16 protein-coding genes are annotated in these 18,076 nt (G+C 73.8%); 8 read left to right on the top strand and 8 right to left on the bottom strand.

Going from position 1 to position 18,076, the window contains the following annotated elements; all coding sequences use genetic code 11:
• Positions 1-65: 65 nt before the first annotated feature.
• From AB0D94_RS14935 to AB0D94_RS14950, 4 genes are all read right to left on the bottom strand, one after another.
• Positions 66-1,589 (bottom strand): aldehyde dehydrogenase family protein, encoded by a 1,524-nt coding sequence (locus tag AB0D94_RS14935; RefSeq protein WP_362051189.1) that lies wholly within the window; start codon positions 1,587-1,589, stop codon positions 66-68.
• 54 nt (positions 1,590-1,643) lie between these two features.
• Complete coding sequence (locus AB0D94_RS14940) at positions 1,644-3,035, bottom strand: GAF domain-containing protein (RefSeq protein WP_362051192.1); 1,392 nt, start codon at positions 3,033-3,035, stop codon at positions 1,644-1,646.
• 272 nt (positions 3,036-3,307) lie between these two features.
• The gene (locus AB0D94_RS14945) at positions 3,308-4,567 is read right to left on the bottom strand and encodes an SWF or SNF family helicase (protein WP_362051194.1); all 1,260 of its coding nucleotides are present in this window, start codon (positions 4,565-4,567) and stop codon (positions 3,308-3,310) included.
• Positions 4,564-7,506 carry a DEAD/DEAH box helicase gene (locus AB0D94_RS14950; RefSeq protein WP_362051196.1) on the bottom strand — a complete coding sequence of 981 codons (2,943 nt, stop codon included), beginning with the start codon at positions 7,504-7,506 and terminating at the stop codon, positions 4,564-4,566. The genes AB0D94_RS14945 and AB0D94_RS14950 overlap by 4 nt, the downstream gene beginning before the upstream one ends.
• A gap of 196 nt (positions 7,507-7,702) precedes the next feature.
• On the opposite strand from AB0D94_RS14950, the gene AB0D94_RS14955 reads away from it, so the two are divergent.
• Together AB0D94_RS14955 and AB0D94_RS14960 are read left to right on the top strand one after the other, a co-directional pair.
• Complete coding sequence (locus tag AB0D94_RS14955; RefSeq protein WP_362051198.1) at positions 7,703-7,885, top strand: hypothetical protein; 183 nt, start codon at positions 7,703-7,705, stop codon at positions 7,883-7,885.
• 20 nt (positions 7,886-7,905) lie between these two features.
• Positions 7,906-8,460, top strand: coding sequence for an MOSC domain-containing protein (locus tag AB0D94_RS14960; RefSeq protein ID WP_362051200.1), 555 nt, complete (start codon positions 7,906-7,908; stop codon positions 8,458-8,460).
• Between the two features lie 71 nt (positions 8,461-8,531).
• Here the strand turns inward: AB0D94_RS14960 and AB0D94_RS14965 are convergent, their stop codons facing one another.
• The 3 genes from AB0D94_RS14965 to AB0D94_RS14975 form a co-directional block, all read right to left on the bottom strand.
• The gene (locus AB0D94_RS14965; RefSeq protein WP_362051202.1) at positions 8,532-9,542 is read right to left on the bottom strand and encodes a polyprenyl synthetase family protein; all 1,011 of its coding nucleotides are present in this window, start codon (positions 9,540-9,542) and stop codon (positions 8,532-8,534) included.
• 92 nt (positions 9,543-9,634) lie between these two features.
• Positions 9,635-10,135 carry an SAM-dependent methyltransferase gene (locus tag AB0D94_RS14970; protein WP_362051204.1) on the bottom strand — a complete coding sequence of 167 codons (501 nt, stop codon included), beginning with the start codon at positions 10,133-10,135 and terminating at the stop codon, positions 9,635-9,637.
• 154 nt (positions 10,136-10,289) lie between these two features.
• Positions 10,290-11,069, bottom strand: a complete 780-nt coding sequence (locus tag AB0D94_RS14975; protein WP_362051206.1) for a hypothetical protein — start codon at positions 11,067-11,069, stop codon at positions 10,290-10,292.
• A gap of 135 nt (positions 11,070-11,204) precedes the next feature.
• Here AB0D94_RS14975 and AB0D94_RS14980 point away from each other — a divergent pair, with 135 nt between their 5' ends.
• On the top strand, positions 11,205-12,119 hold the full coding sequence (locus AB0D94_RS14980) for an oxygenase MpaB family protein (RefSeq protein WP_362051208.1): 915 nt from the start codon (positions 11,205-11,207) through the stop codon (positions 12,117-12,119).
• Between the two features lie 21 nt (positions 12,120-12,140).
• Here the strand turns inward: AB0D94_RS14980 and AB0D94_RS14985 are convergent, their stop codons facing one another.
• Positions 12,141-12,740: a methyltransferase domain-containing protein gene (locus AB0D94_RS14985; protein WP_362051210.1), complete on the bottom strand. Its 600-nt coding sequence runs from the start codon at positions 12,738-12,740 to the stop codon at positions 12,141-12,143.
• Positions 12,741-12,908: 168 nt separating this feature from the next.
• Between AB0D94_RS14985 and AB0D94_RS14990 the strand changes: the two genes are divergently transcribed.
• The 5 genes from AB0D94_RS14990 to AB0D94_RS15010 all read left to right on the top strand — a co-directional run bounded on the left by AB0D94_RS14990 (position 12,909) and on the right by AB0D94_RS15010 (position 17,950).
• Complete coding sequence (locus AB0D94_RS14990; protein ID WP_362051212.1) at positions 12,909-13,688, top strand: MHYT domain-containing protein; 780 nt, start codon at positions 12,909-12,911, stop codon at positions 13,686-13,688.
• Positions 13,689-13,801: 113 nt separating this feature from the next.
• Positions 13,802-16,480 (top strand): nitrate- and nitrite sensing domain-containing protein, encoded by a 2,679-nt coding sequence (locus AB0D94_RS14995; protein ID WP_362051214.1) that lies wholly within the window; start codon positions 13,802-13,804, stop codon positions 16,478-16,480.
• Positions 16,480-16,923: a roadblock/LC7 domain-containing protein gene (locus tag AB0D94_RS15000; RefSeq protein WP_266938340.1), complete on the top strand. Its 444-nt coding sequence runs from the start codon at positions 16,480-16,482 to the stop codon at positions 16,921-16,923. Before AB0D94_RS14995 ends, AB0D94_RS15000 begins: the two co-directional genes overlap by 1 nt.
• Positions 16,924-16,940: 17 nt before the next feature.
• On the top strand, positions 16,941-17,330 hold the full coding sequence (locus tag AB0D94_RS15005; RefSeq protein WP_362051217.1) for a DUF742 domain-containing protein: 390 nt from the start codon (positions 16,941-16,943) through the stop codon (positions 17,328-17,330).
• On the top strand, positions 17,330-17,950 hold the full coding sequence (locus tag AB0D94_RS15010) for an ATP/GTP-binding protein (protein WP_362051219.1): 621 nt from the start codon (positions 17,330-17,332) through the stop codon (positions 17,948-17,950). The genes AB0D94_RS15005 and AB0D94_RS15010 overlap by 1 nt, the downstream gene beginning before the upstream one ends.
• Positions 17,951-18,076 lie beyond the last annotated feature (126 nt).

Genomic DNA, 18,076 nt, shown 5'->3' on the forward strand with positions numbered 1-18,076 from the left:
TCGACGGCCTTGCGCTGGTCCACGCCTGCCTCGGTGTCCAGGAACATCAGCGTCCTGCCGTCCCTCTAGAAGAAGCCGAGCTTCTTCGGCGAGTACGACACGAGCAGATTCTTGGTCTGCTGGTAGTGCTCCAGCATCATCTTGTGGGTTTCGCGGCCGATGCCCGACTGCTTGTAGCCGCCGAAGGCGGCGTGCGCCGGGTAGGCGTGGTAGCAGTTCGTCCAGACGCGGCCCGCCTGGATCGCGCGGCCCGCGCGGTACGCCGTGTTGATGTCGCGGGTCCAGACGCCGGCGCCCAGGCCGTACGCCGTGTCGTTCGCGATGCGGACCGCGTCCTCGAAGTCCTCGAACGCGGTCACGGACACCACCGGGCCGAAGATCTCCTCCTGGAAGATCCGCATGCGGTTGTCACCCTCGAAGATGGTGGGCTGGACGTAGAAGCCGCCCGCCAGTTCGCCCTCGAGCTCCTGGCGACGGCCGCCCGTGAGCACCTTCGCGCCCTCCCGCTGGCCGATCTCCACGTACGACAGGACCTTGCGCAGCTGCTCCTCGGAGGCCTGGGCGCCGATCATCGTGTCCGTGTCCAGCGGATGCCCCGGCACGATCAGCTCGGTGCGCGCCACCGCCGCGTCCAGGAAGTCCCCGTAGCGGCCCCGCTCGATCAGGGCGCGCGACGGGCTCGTGCACACCTCGCCCTGGTTGAGGGCGAACATGGTGAAGCCTTCCAGGGCCTTGTCACGCAGGTCGTCGTCGGTCGACCAGATGTCGTCGAAGAACAGGTTCGGGCTCTTGCCACCCAGTTCCAGGGTGACCGGCTTCAGGTGCTCGGCCGCGTACTGCATGATCAGGCGGCCCGTGGCGGTCTCCCCGGTGAAGGCGATCTTCGCCACGCGCGGGCTGGAGGCCAGCGGCTTGCCGGCCTCCTCCCCGAAGCCGTTGACGATGTTCACCACGCCCGGCGGCAGCAGGTCGGCCACCAGGCTCATCCAGTAGTGCACCGAGGCCGGGGTCTGCTCGGCCGGCTTCAGGACGACCGTGTTCCCGGCCGCCAGCGCGGGGGCCAGCTTCCACACCGCCATCAGGATCGGGAAGTTCCACGGGATGATCTGGCCGACCACGCCCAGCGGTTCGTGGAAGTGGTAGGCGACGGTGTCGTCGTCGATCTGGCTGAGCGCACCCTCCTGGGCGCGCAGCGCGCCCGCGAAGTAGCGGAACTGGTCGATGGCCAGCGGCAGGTCCGCCGCCAGGGTCTCCCGTACCGGCTTGCCGTTCTCCCAGGTCTCCGCGACCGCGAGGGCCTCCAGGTTCTGCTCCATCCGGTCCGCGATGCGCAGCAGGATGCCCGACCGCTCGGCGACGGAGGTCCGGCCCCAGGCGGGGGCGGCGGCGTGGGCCGCGTCCAGGGCCCTCTCGACGTCCTCGGCGCTGCCGCGCGCGACCTCGGTGAAGGTCTGGCCGTTGACCGGGGAAGGGTTGGCAAAGTACTGGCCGCGGGCGGGCGGGGCGTACTCGCCGCCGATGAAGTGGTCGTAGCGGGACGCGTACGACATGAGCGCCCCCTCGGTACCGGGCGCAGCGTAACGGGCCATGGTGTCCTCCCCTTGCCGGGCGCCGGCCACTGCCGGACGGCGCTCGGCAGGAGGTTAGGAGCGGACAGGTTGCGGATACGTTGCACGCCGCCGCGGGGCGCCCGGCCGCCGCGCCGAGTCGCCTCGCGGGGCGCCCAGTTCGCGGTCCAGGGCGTGTACGCGGGCCAGCGCGGCCGAGCGGGCCTCCTGCGGCAGCGCCGCCGCCAGGGCGCTCCACGCCTCCGGGTCGTCCGCGCCCCACGGGCTGCACACCCAGTCGGTCAGCAGCCCGGCGTCCGCCCGGGCGATCACGGCCGCCCGCGCCTGGTCCTCGATCCGTTGGCGCAGCCGGACGATGCCGGGCGCGGTGGAGCCGGGCAGCAGCGGGCCCGGGTAGTGGGCGAGGGCCGCGGAGACGGCGCCCGAAGCCAGTTGCCGGGTGAGGACGGTGAAGTCCGCCTCCAGCGGACCGGCCGTACGGTACGGGCGCGAGAGCGGAGCCCGGGGACCCAACAGCCCGCGCAGCCGTGACACTTCGGCGCGCAGGGTGACCGGTGACACCGACTCGTCCTCGTACAGGTCGATCGCGAGCTCCTCGCCCGACAATCCCTGCGGATGGTGCGCGAGCAGCGCCATGATCTCGCTGTGCCGCCGGCCCAGCCGGGTCACCCGGCCGCCGCCGACCAGCAGTGCCTCGTCCTGGCCGAGGGCGGCGAGCGTGTCCCGCGGCGCCGTCGCGGACGCCGGCGGCGCGGTCGGCGGGGCGGGGGCGGGGGCCGGGACCGGGGCCGGGACCGGGCCGGGGGCCGGGTCGAGCAGGGCCAGCTGGGCTTCCGCCGCCCGGGCCACCGCCTGGACGAAGGCCAGGGAGTGCGGGTGGGCGAGGCCGTCGCCGCCGGTGATGTCCACCGCGCCCAGCAGCCGCCCCGTCCGGGGATCGCGCACCGGCGCCGCCGCACAGGTCCACGGGTGCACCCGGCGGCTGAAGTGCTCGGCTCCGAAGACCTGCACGGGTTCGCCCACCGCGACCGCCGTGCCGGGCGCGTTGGTGCCCATCGCCGTCTCCGCCCAGTGCGCCCCCGGCACGAAGCCGAGCCGCTCCGCCCGCCGCAGCGTGCCCGGTTCGCCCTCCACCCAGAGCAGGCTGCCCCGCGCGTCGCACACCGCCAACAGGTGCGCCCCCTGCGCGGCGAAGGCCCCGACGAGGTCCCGGAACAGCGGCATCACCCGGGCCAGCGGGTGCTCCTCCCGGTACCCCCGCAGCTGCGCCTCCGCCAGCTCCACCCGCGGGGCGCACTCCGGGCTGACCCTGGCCCGGGCGCACCGCCGCCAGGACCTCGCGATGACCGCCCGGACAGGGGACTCGACCCGCCCGTCCCGGGTGAACACGGCGTGGGCCCGGCGCAGTTCGCGCGTGCGCGCGGCGGGATCCGCGCCGCCCGGCAGCGCCACCGCAGGATCGTCCATGTCGCCCTCCCGTGGTGCCGCGCTGCCCAGGTCGCGCACGGCGCCCCCATCGTCGTCCCGGTCCGGGGCCCCGACAAGCCGTGCGTCGGCCAGCGCCGTGGCCGGTACGCCGACGGGTCTGCCGCTGGGTACGCCGACCGGCGCCCCCGGCCGCACGCGGCCGCGGGCCGGGGAGTGGCGCCGAAGCGGCGGCGGCCGCCCGCAGCGCGGGCCCGGCGGGATGGAGTCGGGCACCCGCAGCCGCCGGCCCGGCGGGATCCGGAGGAGACGCCCTACACCGGGTCCAGCGCGGTCAGCGCCGACGCCGGGTCCGGGGCCGACGGGCCCGCCGGGATCCACCGGCCGGCCTCGCGGCGGTACGGCCACCAGCGCCCCTCCCGGCCGAGCCGGAGCTGGCGGTCGGCGCCCGCCTCCGTCCAGCGGGCGCGGACCCGGCGGAGCTCCGGCGAGGCCCCGTCCGCCCAGGCCGCGGCGAGCGCCGCCCGGGCAACGGCCAGTGTGGCCCGGTCCGGAGTCCAGTCGTCCTCCAGCGCCGCGAGGGCCCCGGTCCCGCCGAAGCCCCAGGCCAGTACGGCCAGTTCCATCTCGGCCCGGTTCCTTCCGGTAGCCGCCGCCAGGCGGGAGCGGACCCGGAAGTCCTCGGCCTCCGCCGTGAGCCGTACGGCGTCCTCGGCAGCAGTGGGCGGGGGCGGAAGGGTGCGCTCGGCGTGGCCCGGAGCCAGGGCCCGGGCGAGCAGCCGGTACGCCTCGGCCGCGGCCGCCTGCGCCAGGAACTCCACCGCGTCCACGTCCAGTTCCGGCTCGGCCTCGGTGTCCAGCGCCGGCGGCTGGCCGGGCGCGTCCGGCAGCGCGGGCAACCGGGGCTGCGCCGGGCGCGTCGCCGTCGCCTCCCACGCCGCGTACACCTCCGCCGCCGCGACCCCCTCCGGTGCGGCCTCCTGCGGAGCGGAGGCTTCCGCCGTACTGCGCTCCTCCAGCTCGTCCACCAGTTCCCGCTCGCCCCGCCCGCGCAGGAGCAGCAGCACGAAGGCGTCCTGGTCCAGCAGCCGAGCCACCTGGTAGCAGAGCGCGGCGGTGTGCGGACAGTGGTCCCACTCGCCGCAGTCGCAGCGCGGGTCCAGGTCGCCGATGCCCGGCAGCAGCTCCACCCCGGCCGCCGCCGCGTCCTCGGCCAGTTCCGGCGGCACCTCCCGGTCCAGCAGCGCCGCGATGTACCCGGACTCCGCGGCCGCCAGCCCCAGCAGCCGGTCCCACTGGGCCTCCGTGAACTCCTGCACCAGCACGTCCGTACGGTGCGCCGTGCCGTCCCGGTCGCGCACCACCGCGGTGAGCCCGCCAGGACGCACCGACACGGCGCCCACCGCGCCCGCGCGCGCGTACCGGCGGCCCTGCCTGACCTGCTCCCCGTCGAGCGCGCTGTCCTCCAGCGCACGCAGCCAGGCGTGGCCCCACCAGGTGCTCGCGAAACCGCGTCCGGGGGCGGGCGGGAGCGCGGGGAAGGTCCTCTCCTGCCGGTGCTCGCCGTTGCTCATCCGTCACTCCCCAGGGTCGGGCGCAGCGCCACGAGCTCCGCCAGCTCGGCATCGGTCAGTTCGGTCAACGCGGCCTCGCCGCCCGCCAGGACGGCGTCGGCGAGCGCCCGCTTGCGTTCCAGCAGCCGGGCGATGCGCTCCTCGACCGTGCCCTCGGCGATCAGGCGGTGGACCTGGACGGGCTGGGTCTGCCCGATCCGATAGGCCCGGTCGGTGGCCTGCTCCTCCACGGCGGGGTTCCACCAGCGGTCGTAGTGGACGACGTGGCCGGCCCGGGTGAGGTTCAGCCCCGTGCCCGCGGCCTTCAGGGACAGCAGGAAGACGGGCACCCGGCCGGCCTGGAAGCCCGCCACGAGCTCCTCGCGGCGCGGGACCGGGGTCCCGCCGTGCAGCAGTTGGGAGGGGATCCCGCGTGCGGCGAGGTGCTTCTCCAGGATCCTGGCCATCGCCACGTACTGGGTGAAGACGAGGACGGAGCCGCCCTCGGCGAGGATCGTGTCGAGCAGCTCGTCCAGCAGTTCCAGCTTGCCGGAGCGGGGGCCGGCGCCCGGGTCGCGCGCACCGGACTCCTTGAGGAACTGCGCGGGGTGGTTGCAGATCTGCTTGAGGGAGGTCAGCAGCTTGACCACCAGGCCGCGCCGCTCCATGCCGCCGGCCTCCGAGATCGCGGCGAGGGTCTCGCGTACGACGGCCTCGTACAGCCCGGCCTGCTCACGGCTCAGCGTGACGGTGTGGTCGGTCTCGGTCTTGGGCGGCAGCTCGGGCGCGATGCCCGGGTCGGACTTCTTGCGGCGGAGGAGGAACGGCCGGACGAGCGCCGCCAGCCGGGCCGCGGCCTGCGGGTCGCGGCCGCTCTCGACGGGTTCCGCGTAACGGGTGCGGAAGGTGCCGAGACGGCCGAGCAGCCCGGGCGTGGTCCAGTCGAGGACGGCCCAGAGCTCGGAGAGGTTGTTCTCGACGGGGGTGCCGGTGAGGGCCACGCGCGCCGCGGCCGGGACGGTGCGCAGGGCCTTCGCGGTGGAGGAGTGCGGGTTCTTGACGTGCTGGGCCTCGTCGGCGACGACCATGCCCCAGCGGGCGGCGGCGAGTGCGGGCGCGTCCAGGCGCATCGTGCCGTACGTGGTGAGGACGAAGCCGCCGGTGAGGCCCGCGAGGCTGCGGCCGGCGCCGTGGAACCGGCGTACGGGAGTACCGGGCGCGAACTTCTCGATCTCCTGCTGCCAGTTGCCCAGCAGCGAGGCGGGGCACACCACCAGCGTGGGTCCGGCGGTGGCGGGGTCCTGGGCGCGGTGGAGGTGGAGCGCGATGAGCGTGACGGTCTTGCCGAGGCCCATGTCGTCGGCGAGGCAGGCGCCGAGGCCGAGCGAGGTCATCCGGGCCAGCCAGCGCATGCCGCGCAGCTGGTATCCGCGCAGGTCGGCCCGGAGTCCCGGCGGGGCCCCGGGCCCGTCGGCCTGCTCCGGACCGGAGGCGAGCAGCGCCCGCAGCCGCTCCAGCGGACCGGTGGCCTCCACATCGACCCGCTTGCCGTCGATCTCCGCCGACCCGGTGAGTACGGCGGCCAGCGCGTCGACGGCCGGGACCTCGCGGTCCTGTCGCGCGCGGGCCCGGCGGACCTCGGCCGGGTCGATCAGGACCCACTGGTCGCGCAGCCGGACCAGGGGGCGGCCGGCCTCGGCGAGGTGGTCCAGCTCGGCGCGGGTGAGGTCGTCCTGGCCGCCGAGGGCGTAGCGCCAGCTGAAGGAGAGCAGGGCGCCGGGCGAGAGCAGGCCGGACGGGCCGGAGTCGGGGAGGCGGGAGCCGGGGGAGCGCACGACGGCGCGGGTGCTGAGGGTACGGGCGAACTCGCGCGGCCAGTGCACCTGTACCCCGTCGGCGGCCAGGGCGACGGCGGCCTCCCCGAGCAGCTCCGAGACCTCTTCGTCGGCGAGTTCGACGGAGTCGGGGACCGCCGCGCCGAGCAGCGGGGCGAGCGGCGGCCAGAGCCGGGCGGCGCGGCGCAGGGCCCGCAGGGCGCCCATCCGGGCCCGGGGCCCGAAGGCGGCCGCGGCGGCTCCGGATCCGGCCCAGACGTCCACGGCGTCGGCGACCGGGCCGGCGTCGGCGGGGCTGTGCATCTGGAGGACGGCCCGGAAGGCGGGGGCGGCTTCGGGCGCGCGGTCGAGCTCGATCCGCAGGGAGATCCGTACGCCGGCGTCGTGTCCGGCGGCCACCTCCTCGGCCCAGTCGCGCAGCTCGGGGTGGAGCCGGGGCGGGCGGGCGGCGTAGGCGGGCCCGCCGGCGGCGGCGGGGGCGGCGGGGGAGCGGGGCAGGGTGTCGGCGACGGCGTCGAGGAAGGCGCGCAGCAGGGGCTCGGGGGCGGGCAGCCGGGGCGGGCCGGGCTGGTCCAGGGGCACGCAGTGGGCTGCGGGCGGCATCGCGGCCGCCAGTTCCCGGACCTCGGCCAGGTCGGCGGCGTCGAGCGGTCCGATCCGCCAGGCGTCGTGGCCGGCGGGGCTCAGGCCGGGCAGGAGTTGTCCGCGGGCGGCGAAGCGCAGGGCGAGGAGCGCGGCGGTTCCCCAGAAGGCGGCGGAACGGTCCGCTCCTCCTCCTGTTGCTGTTGTTCCTGTTCCTGTTCCTGCTTCGGCTTCCGCTTGCGCGTCCGTTCTCGCGTCCGGTCCCGCATCCGCGCCTTCGGTCCCGGCGGCGTGGGCCCTGACGCGCGTGAGCAGCGGCAAGGCCTCGTCGACGGCGAGCACGAGCGCGGTCACGGTGGCCCGGCGCAGGTCGGGGGTGACGACGGTGATCTCTTCGACGGTGCCAAGGGCGGTGCTGCGAGCGGGGGCGGGGTGGGTCAGGGTGTCGGTCGTCGGCCAGAAGGCGATCCGGCCGCCGCGGGCGGGGTCGGAGGGAAGGAAGACGGTGGAGCAGTGGACGAGGCCGGAGATCTCGGTCAGCACGTATTCCTCAAATTTGACCACTGGGTACGGGCGGCCGAGAGTAACCCACGGCGACCGTCCGGCGGCTGGAGCTGGGCCGTGAAACCAGTCACTTCGGAACCGGTCACTGCGCACGCCGTCCCTGAGCTCGGGAACGCGCGGATGCGGCGGCGCGTTGAGGGAGTAGTAGTCGACGATCAGGAGGAGGTGTCCGCAGATGTCCACCAGCGGAAAGGTCGCGGTTGCCGGGGTCGTGGCAGCCATCGTGTTGTTCTGGACGGTCGGGTTCTGGGCGGGGTTGCTGGTCCTGATCGGAGTGCCCGCGGCTGCCTACCTGCTGCTGGACTCCTCCCAGCGCCGTCGACTGCGGGGTGTGTCCAGGAAGCAGATCGGCCGCTGACGGCGGCAGGGGGGACGTTCATGAGTACGGCACAGATGGCCCAGGTGGCTGCGGTCAGCAGCAACGGCGTGTACTCGTTCACCAAGCCCACGCGCGAGAGCATCACGCTGCTCGCGGGGCTCGGTGTCGAGGGGGACGTGCACTGCGGGGTGACGGTCAAGCACCGTTCCCGGGTGGCGCAGGATCCGACGCAGCCGAACCTGCGGCAGGTGCACCTGATCCACCGGGAGCTGTTCGACGAGGTGGCGGGCTCCGGCTTCAGCGTGGAGCCCGGCCAGCTCGGGGAGAACGTGACCACCGAGGGCATAGACCTCCTCGGCCTGCCCACCGGCGCCCTGCTGCGGTTCGGCGAGGAGGCGGTGGTGGAGGTGACCGGGCTGCGCAACCCGTGCCTCCAGATCGACGCCTTCCAGCACGGGCTGCTCAAGGAGGTCGTGAGCCGGGACGAGCTGGGGCGCCTGGTCCGCAAGGCGGGCATCATGGGCGTGGTCCGGCAGGGCGGTACGATCCGCCCCGGCGACTCGATCACGGTGACGCTGCCTCCCGCCCCGCACACCCCGCTCGACCGGGTCTGACGCACGGCGGCGGACCCCGGCCCGTGTGGGTCCGGGGTCCCCCGGCTGGTGCGGCGAGGCGCCCCCTGGGGTCAGTACGTGCCCGAGGCCGCACCGACGGGGACCAGCTCCGCCTGCAAGAGCATCTGGGCCGCGTGGTCCACGAGGTGCTGCAGTACCCGCAGATGGGTCGCGTCGCCGCCCAGCCGGCACAGGATGCGGTGCGCCTCGTCGCGGAAGCCGTCGATGTCCTCGCGGTACCGGCGCAGGAGGGCCGGGCCCCGCAGGATCTCGGCCAGTTCGGCCCTCGCCGCACGGGAGCCTCCCGCGGCGGCGCACAGACTCAGGATGTGTGCGCGGGCCGGGAGCGGCGCGTCCTCGGCGGCGCAGGCGAGGAGATAGGTCACGGTCCCGTTCAGCAGGTCCTCGTTGCGACCGGAGAGGATGTCCTCCTGATCGTTGAACAACTGCCACAGGATGCCGAAGACATAGCCGAACTCACGCCACAGCGCGATTCGCTCGTCCGGCGCCCCGGAAAGTATCGCGGCCATGGCCGTTATCATCCCGAAGGGTGCCCCGGATTTGCCGCGATAGGTCTCGACCACCGATTTTCGCGTCGCGCTGCCGATGTCTCCGCGCATGTCCTCCATCTGGCCGTCGGCGGCGATGGTCCAGCTGTTCGCGAGCTCGGTGGTCAGGGCGCCGCGTACCGACTCGGGTATCCGCTGCGACTGGATGATCTGGATCGGCAGCGTGTTGCCGGTGACGACGGACGAGAGTAAGGCCTCGTTCTCGCTGAGCTCACCGGGTATCTCCGTGCTGTGTCCGTCGGCCAGGTCGTCCATGTAGCACGCCGACGTCCACCACAGCAGATGTATGGCGGACAGTGGCAGAGCCGGTCTTGGGTTTCCGGTCTCGGCCGCGTGGACGAGCAGTGGGAGCACCGTCAGGGGATGTTTCAGCTGCCGGTGCCGCAGGAGTGCGGCGACCGCGTTCCTGGTCGTCCGGGAGGACGTGCCCAGCTGCGAGAGGGCGGCAGCCACCTCCATGTCGATTTCCTCGGAAAACTTCCGGTGCACATCCAGGTAGGACATCGAATTCATGGGGTGACCTCCATCTTGAAGGCGAATCAAGGGGTTGTGCGTACTTTGTGTCGCATTACGCCGCCGATTCGATCATTCCGGATGAAGGGGATCTAGAGCGATTTCCGGTCATGACTCGATCCGCTCGACGTGCTCGGTGCGTAGTAGTCGCGCATCAGGGCCGTCGCCCACTCGGGCTGACGCAGCTCGCCGCGCGGTCCGAACTCGGCCATGTACGGCTTGAGATCGAGCACGGGCGTGCCGTCCACCGCGTCGAGCCCCTCCACGTGGACGTCCAGGCCGTCCACCCGCACCACCCGGCACCGCGAGACGCCCAGCCGGTTCGGCCGGTTCTTCCCTCGCTGGGCGAAGATGCCGACCAGCGGCCAGTCAGGGTTCCCCCGGGGGTGCCGCGCGCCCGTCTCGATCTTCTCCACGGGCACCCGGTCGAAGTGGTAGACCACCTCGACGTGCGAGAAGTCCTCCAGCCCGTACAGTGCCTCGGGCCCGAACCGGAGGCCGTCCAGGCGGATCACCGCCGTCTCCCGCCCCCAGTCGTCGTCGACCACCTCAGTGCGGCCGCCCACGACCATGCCGACCGGCTCGAACTCCACTGCCCACGCTCCCCTTTGTGTCCGTGTATCGGTAGATCCGCGTATCCGCGTATCCGCGTATCCGCGTATCCGCGTATCCGCGTATCCGCGTATCCGCGTATCCGCGTATCCGCGTATCCGCGTGCCTGCTCGCGCCCGTGTGTCCGCGTACGGTTCAGGCCGGGCGTACGGCGACGCGGTCCAGCGCCGCCAGCAGCTGCGCCGGCTCCGGATCCCCGTCGTGCGGGACCTGGAGCACCTCGCTCGGCTCCTCGTCCAGCAGGACGAAGGCGGGTCCGTCGGTACGGCCCACCAATGACCAGCCCGGGCCGTCGGCCCGCAGTGTCCGCGCCCCCTCGCCCGCGAAGGAGGACCGCACCCGCCCGGGCGGCGGCGGGGTCCGGGTGTACTCCAGGGCCTCGTCGAGTGCCCGGGCGAGCCCGGGATGCGCGGCGGCCGCCGCCCCGCCGTCCGTCGCCACCCGCTCGCGCCAGTCGGCCCACTCCCGGGCGATCTGGTCGGCACCCATGCGCCGCTGTACCGGACCCCAGGCCTCGGCCGAGGGCGGAGCCAGCGGCACGCGACCCGTACCGTCCGCGCCCTGCTCCGGATCGTGCGGTTCCGGGATCCCGGGGGCTGCCACCGTCAGTTCGAGCGGCCAGCCCGCCAGCGAGGCCACGATCGTCCGCTCGTCGGGGGACAGCTCGTAGTCCATCCCGCAGTCCCAGGAGGCGATCGCGGTGGCCACGAGCGAGACGTCGTCCACGACGACCGTCCAGCGCGCACCCTCCTCGTCCTGGCCCAGCACCAGCCCGTACCCCTCCCGGGCCGGCCCAACGCCGAGGAGCGAGCAGGCCTCGGGGTAGTCGTCACCCAGGATGCCCGGGAACTGCGCGGGGGTCAGCAGTACGGCGGTCAGCACGTACAGCGAGCCGCCCCCCTCGTCGTCGGACACGTGGCCTCCCGGTAGCTCTCTCGTCGGCGCACCCTAACCAGCGGGTAACCCGCCCGTCGAGAGCCCGAGGGTGACGATTTCCAAGCCCGCTACCTGCACGTAGAGTTGGGGACCCGCCACAGAAAGGGACACCCGGTGCAGCGTTACGACCGGCTGAGGGAGATCCTCCGGCTCGATCCCGACAAGGATTTCCTCGCCATCTACCGGCTCACCGCCACGTACGAGTTCCCCTGGGACTTCACCCGGGCCCTGGAACTCGCCCTGTTCCGCACCTACGCCGTGCCCGCCATCGGCAGCCTGCTGGCCGAGACCGCGGAGTTCACCGGCCGGACCCAGAAGCGCTACGACGACACGGCGCTGCTGCTCGACGCGGTGGTGGAGCACGGCTTCGAGAGCGAGACCGCGCGCACCGCCATCCGCCGCGTCAACCAGATGCACCGCAGCTACGACATCTCCAACGAGGACATGCGGTACGTCCTGTGCACCTTCGTGGTGATTCCGGCCCGCTGGCTCGACGCGTACGGCTGGCGCCCGTTGACCCACCACGAGCGCCGGGCCACGGCGAACTACTACGCCACCCTCGGCCGCCACATGGGCATCACGGACATTCCGGCCTCCTTCGAGGAGTTCGAAACCACCCTGAACGCCTACGAAGAAGCCCATTTCGGCTGGGACGAGGGAGCGCGCGAGGTCGCGGACTCCACCCTCGACCTGATGGCCTCCTGGTACCCGGCGCCGCTCGCCCCCGCCGTGCGCGGCGCGAGCCTCGCCCTGCTCGACGAGCCCCTGCTGGACGCCTTCCGCTTCGACCGCCCCGCTCCCCGGGTCCGGCGGCTGGTCCGGGGCGCCCTGCGGCTGCGCGGGCGCGCGGTACGGCTGCTGCCGCCGCGCAAGCACCCGCACTACGCGCGCCAGAACCCGGAGATCAAGAGCTACCCAGGCGGCTACGACGTGGGCGAGCTCGGCACCTTCCCGGTGCCCGGCGCGGGCGGCTGCCCCGTCCCGCACCCCCGCCGCCCCGCCGGCGCCGACGCCCAGCCCCCGATGTGACGCGCCCGGACACCCCCTAGGTCAGGGCTGACGTACCGCCAGTACGAGGAAGCGGGCGTCCTCGTCGGCGTACGAGGTCATGTCCCAGCCCGAACCGGACAGCAGCGGGCCGAGGTTGTGCTCGGCCCGCAGGTCCTGCGGCGTCAACTCGCGGCCGTGGCGTGCGGCGAGGGCCGCTCGCCCGATCGGGTGAAAGAGTGCGAGCCGGCCGCCTGGGCGGACCACCCGCGCCAGTTCGCGCAGGTTCGCCCCCGGATCGGGCAGGTGGGCGATGAGCCCCGCGGCGAACACCGCGTCGAGCACCCCGTCGCGCAGCGGGAGCCGGGCCACGTCCGTGAGCAGCAGCGCGCCCTCGGCGGCGCGCCCGGCCCGCTGCGCCGCGGCCAGCATCTGCGGGGTGAGATCGGCGCCGAGCACGAGCCCGGAGGGCCCGACGGCGGCGCGCAGCGCGGTCAGTGCCCGCCCGGTGCCGCAGCCCGCGTCGAGCACGCGGTCTCCGGGGCGCAGCCCGAACTCGGCCACGGCCGTCGCGAAGGCGGGCCCGTCCTCGGGGAACTTGCGGTCCCAGGCGGCGGCGCGCGCCCCGAAGAACTCCTGCACGTGTGTGTGGTCTTCGCTCATGCGCCCATGATCCCCCACGGGCGTGCGCCAGCGCGCGTGCGCACCGTGCGCAAGGTGGTACGTCGTGTGATCGGAGATGAACGTATCTCTGTCATATTCCAGCAGTTCCAGCGGCTTTCGAAATGCGCCCCTTGTTCGCGCCCTCACCCGGACTAGCGTCCCGTGGCCATGGGACACCTGGACCACGCCGCCTATGGCTGGCTGACACCCGCGCTGTCATACGTGATGGCATCGATCGGCGCCGCCCTCGGGCTGCGCTGCACCGTCCGCGCGCTCGCCGCGACCGGATCCTCCCGCCGCAACTGGCTCCTCACCGCGGCCTCCGCCATCGGGACCGGCATCTGGACGATGCACTTCGTCGCGATGCTCGGCTTCGACGTCACCGGCACCGAGATCCACTACAACGTGCCGCTGACCATCCTCAGCCTGCTCGTCGCCATGCTGGTCGTCGGCGCCGGGGTCTTCGCCGTCGGCTACGGCAAGGACCGCGGCCGGTCCCTCGTACTCGGCGGCCTCACCACCGGCCTCGGCGTCGCCAGCATGCACTACCTGGGCATGGCGGCCCTGCGGCTGCACGGTGACATCTCCTACGAGCCGCTCGCCGTCGGACTCTCCGTGGCCATCGCCGTCGTGGCCGCCACCGCCGCCCTGTGGGCCGCGCTGAACATCAAGTCGCCGGTGGCCGTCGCCGTCGCCTCCCTCGTCATGGGCGCCGCGGTCAGCAGCATGCACTACACCGGGATGATGGCCGTCGCCGTCAACGTGAGCCCCTCGGACAGCGCCCTGCCCGGCGCCACGGCCATGCAGTTCATCTTCCCGCTCGCCGTCGGGCTCGGTTCCTACCTGTTCATCACTTCCGCGTTCGTCGCGCTCTCCCCGACGGCCGACGAACGCGCCGCCTCCGCCTCCGCCCAGCACCTCGGAGACCACCCCGTGGCCGCGCACTGAGGCCGACCGCCGCCGATCGCCCCCGCCCCGATCGCCCGCGCACGTCCGGCCCCCCCCGCACATCCACCCCCGCACCACCGCACCGGCACGTACCGCCCCGGAACGAGGAGCCCATGCGCACACCCCGCAGAAAACCGGAAGCAGCGGCGCCGCGGCTGCCCGCGCCTGCGGCGCGCGGCCGCCGGGCCCACGCCGGGCCCCCGGCCGAGGAGCCGCCGGTGGCCCGCGCCCCCGAGCGCGCCCCCGCCCCGGCCCGCGACAGCGGGTCCCGGCTGCGGCTGCGCCCCCGTACCGTCCGCGCGAAGATCGTTTCCCTGCTGATGGTCCCCGTGGTCTCGCTGCTCGCGCTGTGGGCCTTCGCCACCGTCAGCACCGCCCAGGACATCGCCCGTCTCAGCCGCGTCCAGCGGGTCGACGCGCAGATACGCACCCCCGTCGCCGCCGCCGTCGGCGAGCTCCAGGCCGAACGGCGCGCAGCGGTCCGGCTGCTGGCCGATCCCACCGCCGACCAGGGCGCCCTGGAGCAGCAGGCCCGCCGCACCGACACCGCCGTCCAGCGGCTGCGCCTCGGCGACCGGCACACCGTCGCCGACTCCGGCGGCTACCGCACCGACGTGGTCGTCCGCCTGGGCGCCTTCGTCGCCGCCGCCGACGCGCTCACCTCCACCCGCAAGGACATCGCCGGCCGCCGGGCCACCCCGGAGGCCGCCTACGAGATCTACACCCGCGTGGTCGACTCGGCCCTGGCCGTCGCCGGGGCACTCTCCGACGGCCAGGACGCCGAACTCGGCCCCGACGCCCGCGTCCTGCTCGAATTCGCCCGCGCCCGGGAACTCCTCGCCCGGGAGGACGCGCTGCTCGCGCTGCCGGGCCCGCGCACCGCCGAAACGCTTCGGCGGCTGACCGGAGCCGTCGAGACCCGCCGCGCCCTGACCGCCAGTGCCACCGCGGACCTCCCCGCCGTCCAGCAGGCCGCCTGGCAGTCCGTGGCCAAGAGCGCCGCCTACGCCGACCTCACCGGAGCCGAGGACCGGGCGCTGGCCGCCGGTACGGCCCGGGACGCGGTCGGGGCTCCCTCCGGCTGGGAGGCCGCCCACACCGGCATCGGCGCCTCGATGCGGGAGATCGACGAAGCCGCGCACGCCGCGGCCGCCGACCGCGCGGACCCCTTCACCGAGGGGGCACTCAGCCCGGCCGGAGCCGCCGTACTGCTCGGCCTGGCGGCCGTCGCCGCCTCCCTCTTCATCTCCGTACGCATCGGCCGCGCCCTGGTCGTCGAACTCGTCTCCCTGCGCAACACCGCCCTGGAGATCGCCCACCGCAAGCTCCCGCACGCGATGGACCGGCTGCGCGCCGGGCAGGACATCGACGTCGAGGCGGAGACACCGCCCGGGCCCCCGGCCGACGACGAGATCACCCAGGTCGGCGAGGCGCTCGCCACGGTCCACCGGGCCGCGCTCAGCGCCGCCGTCGAGCGGGCGGAACTGGCCAGCGGGGTCTCCGGGGTGTTCGTCAACCTCGCGCGCCGCAGCCAGGTACTCGTGCACAAGCAACTCACCCTGCTGGACTCGATGGAACGGCGCGCCGACGACCCGAACGAGCTCGGCGACCTCTTCCGCCTCGACCACCTCACCACCCGGATGCGCCGGCACGCCGAGAGCCTCATCATCCTGTCGGGTTCCGCGCCCGGCCGGGCCTGGCGGATGCCGGTCCCGCTGACGAACGTCGTCCGGGCCGCCGTCTCCGAGATCGAGGACTACCCGCGCGTGGAGGTCCGCCAGCTCGCCGAGGCCGCGGTCCTCGGCGGCGCCGTCGCCGACCTGACGCACCTGCTCGCCGAACTCATCGAGAACGCCACCCAGTTCTCCCCGCCGCACACCAAGGTCCGGGTCAGTGGTGAGCCCGTCGGGGCCGGCTACGTCCTGGAGGTCGAGGACCGCGGGCTGGGCATGGGCCGGGACACCCTGAACGACGCCAACCGGCGCATCGAGCAGTCCGAGGCGCTCGACCTCTTCGACAGCGACCGGCTCGGCCTCTTCGTGGTCAGCCGCCTCTCGGCCCGCCACGGTGTCAAGGTGCACCTGCGCACGTCACCGTACGGTGGCACCACCGCCGTGGTGCTGCTGCCGAACTCCCTGCTCCAGGGCGCGATCACCACCGGCGCCGCCGCCCCGGAACACCCGGCCGAGCCGCCGGCCCGCCGCCCGGGACGCCAGGACGCGCAGGTCATGCAGGTCAGGCAGGCGGAGCAGGCCACCGTCATGAACGTCGTACGGAAGGACGCGCGGGCCGCGGCGGTACGGGACGACGTACGCGGCATCCCGGGCCCGGACCGGCACCTTCCCCGGGACCGGACCGCCGCTCCGGACCGGACCTCCGCCACGGACCGGACCTCGGCCCAGGACCGGACCGCAACCCCGGACCGGAATCCGGCCGCGGACCGGACCCCCGCCGCGGAGCAGCCGCGTCCGGCTCCGGTGTCCTCCCTGCGGCCGCGCCCCTCCGGTCCCGCGGCAACCCGTACGCACACGGCGGCCGTCACCGGGCCCACGGCTCCGGCCCAGCCCCCGGCCTCGGTGACCGAACTGCCGCGCCGGGTGCGCCAGGCCAGCCTCGTCCCCCAGCTGCGCGAGGCACCGGCCGCGAAGGAGCCGGCCGCTGACCGGGTCCCCGGGGACCCGCCCGGCCGCAGCCCGGAACAGGCGCGGGACCGGATGGCCGCCTACCGGGACGGCTGGGTCCGCGGCGCCCGGGAGAACTCCCCTCACGCAGGCAGCGAAGGAGAAGTGTGATGATCGAACACCAGAGGATCGACCTTGACGGCGTCCGCCGGTCGGGCGAACTGGACTGGTTGCTGGACGACCTGGTGGTCCGGGTCCGTGAGGTCCGGCACGCCGTGGTCCTGTCCAACGACGGTCTGGCGGTCGGCGCCTCCAGCGCGCTGAGCCGGGAGGACGCCGAGCACCTGGCCGCCGTGGCCTCCGGCTTCCACAGCCTGGCCAAGGGCGCGGGCCGGCACTTCCACGCCGGGGGCGTGCGCCAGACCATGGTGGAGATGGACGAGGGATTCCTCTTCGTCGCGGCCGCCGGGGACGGCTCGTGCCTGGCAGTCCTCAGCGCCGCCAGCGCCGACATCGGGCTGATCGCGTACGAGATGGCCCGGCTGGTGAAGCGGGTCGGCGAGCACCTGTACACCCCGCCCCGGTTCGCGGCCCGTCCGCCGGCCGCGGGCTGAGGGCGGCGGTCCGGCACATGAACGGCCAGTGGTACGACGCCGACGCGGGCCCCCTCGTCCGTCCGTACGCCATGACCGGCGGGCGAACGAAGCCGGGACCCCACGGGGTCCGCTTCGACCTGATCGCGCTGGTCGTCATAGACACCGGCGGCGCTGCGGGGGCCGACCCGGCGGCCGAGTCGCTGCTCGGCCCCGAGCATCGGGCGCTGCTCGGACTCTGCCGGTCGGAGACGCAGTCGGTGGCGGAACTCTCCGCCGAAGCCGATCTGCCGGTGGGAGTGGTCCGGGTCCTGCTCGGGGACCTGTTGGAGGGCGGGCACGTCAAGGTGAGCAGGCCGGTACCGCCCGCCCAGCTGCCGGACGAGCGGATTCTGCGGGAAGTCATCGAGGGATTGCGAGCGCTGTGATGGGACAACACGATGCCGAAGCCGACACCGAACTGGCCTCGCTCGCGCTGAAGATCCTCGTGGCGGGCGGCTTCGGGGTGGGCAAGACCACGCTGGTGGGCGCGGTGAGCGAGATCCGGCCGCTGCGCACCGAGGAGTTGCTGAGCGAGGCGGGCGAACTGGTCGACGACACGGGCGGGGTGGACCAGAAGACGACCACGACCGTGGCCATGGACTTCGGCCGGATCACCATCCGGTCCGGACTGTCGCTCTACCTGTTCGGGACGCCGGGACAGGACCGGTTCTGGTTCCTGTGGGACGAGCTGTCGCAGGGGGCGCTCGGTGCGGTGGTGCTCGCCGACACGCGGCGGCTGGAGGACTGCTTCCCGGCTGTGGACTATTTCGAGCACCGGCGCATCCCGTTCGTCGTGGCCGTCAACTGCTTCACGGAGGCGCGGCGTTACGGGGCGGCCGAGGTGTCGCGGGCGCTGGACCTGGAGCAGGGGACACCGGTGGTGCTGTGTGACGCGCGGGACAAGGACTCGGGGAAGGAAGTGCTGATCAGGCTCGTCGAGTACGCGGGGCGGGTGCACACGGCCCGGCTGCTGGACTCGGTGGAGCCGCAGGCCGACTCCGTGTGAACCGGGCCGGCGGGCTGGCCGGACGGCCGTCCTCTTGAGTCATCTTCTTCGCCACGGGGACATCCTCCTTGCCGGAAAGGCGCTGGTGGGGAAGGCTTGCGGGACGACTACGCGGGGTGGGGCGCG

The organism is Streptomyces sp. NPDC048255, from assembly GCF_040652415.1.
GTDB lineage: Bacteria > Actinomycetota > Actinomycetes > Streptomycetales > Streptomycetaceae > Streptomyces.

Bases quoted from the DNA above. Each gene is read 5' to 3' on its own strand.
- AB0D94_RS14935 (WP_362051189.1), bottom strand. From the start codon at position 1,589: ATGGCCCGTTACGCTGCGCCCGGTACCGAGGGGGCGCTCATGTCGTAC.
- AB0D94_RS14940 (WP_362051192.1), bottom strand. From the start codon at position 3,035: ATGGACGATCCTGCGGTGGCGCTGCCGGGCGGCGCGGATCCCGCCGCG.
- AB0D94_RS14945 (WP_362051194.1), bottom strand. From the start codon at position 4,567: ATGAGCAACGGCGAGCACCGGCAGGAGAGGACCTTCCCCGCGCTCCCG.
- AB0D94_RS14955 (WP_362051198.1), top strand. From the start codon at position 7,703: ATGTCCACCAGCGGAAAGGTCGCGGTTGCCGGGGTCGTGGCAGCCATC.
- AB0D94_RS14960 (WP_362051200.1), top strand. From the start codon at position 7,906: ATGAGTACGGCACAGATGGCCCAGGTGGCTGCGGTCAGCAGCAACGGC.
- AB0D94_RS14965 (WP_362051202.1), bottom strand. From the start codon at position 9,542: ATGAATTCGATGTCCTACCTGGATGTGCACCGGAAGTTTTCCGAGGAA.
- AB0D94_RS14985 (WP_362051210.1), bottom strand. From the start codon at position 12,740: ATGAGCGAAGACCACACACACGTGCAGGAGTTCTTCGGGGCGCGCGCC.
- AB0D94_RS14990 (WP_362051212.1), top strand. From the start codon at position 12,909: ATGGGACACCTGGACCACGCCGCCTATGGCTGGCTGACACCCGCGCTG.
- AB0D94_RS14995 (WP_362051214.1), top strand. From the start codon at position 13,802: ATGCGCACACCCCGCAGAAAACCGGAAGCAGCGGCGCCGCGGCTGCCC.
- AB0D94_RS15000 (WP_266938340.1), top strand. From the start codon at position 16,480: ATGATCGAACACCAGAGGATCGACCTTGACGGCGTCCGCCGGTCGGGC.
- AB0D94_RS15005 (WP_362051217.1), top strand. From the start codon at position 16,941: ATGAACGGCCAGTGGTACGACGCCGACGCGGGCCCCCTCGTCCGTCCG.
- AB0D94_RS15010 (WP_362051219.1), top strand. From the start codon at position 17,330: ATGGGACAACACGATGCCGAAGCCGACACCGAACTGGCCTCGCTCGCG.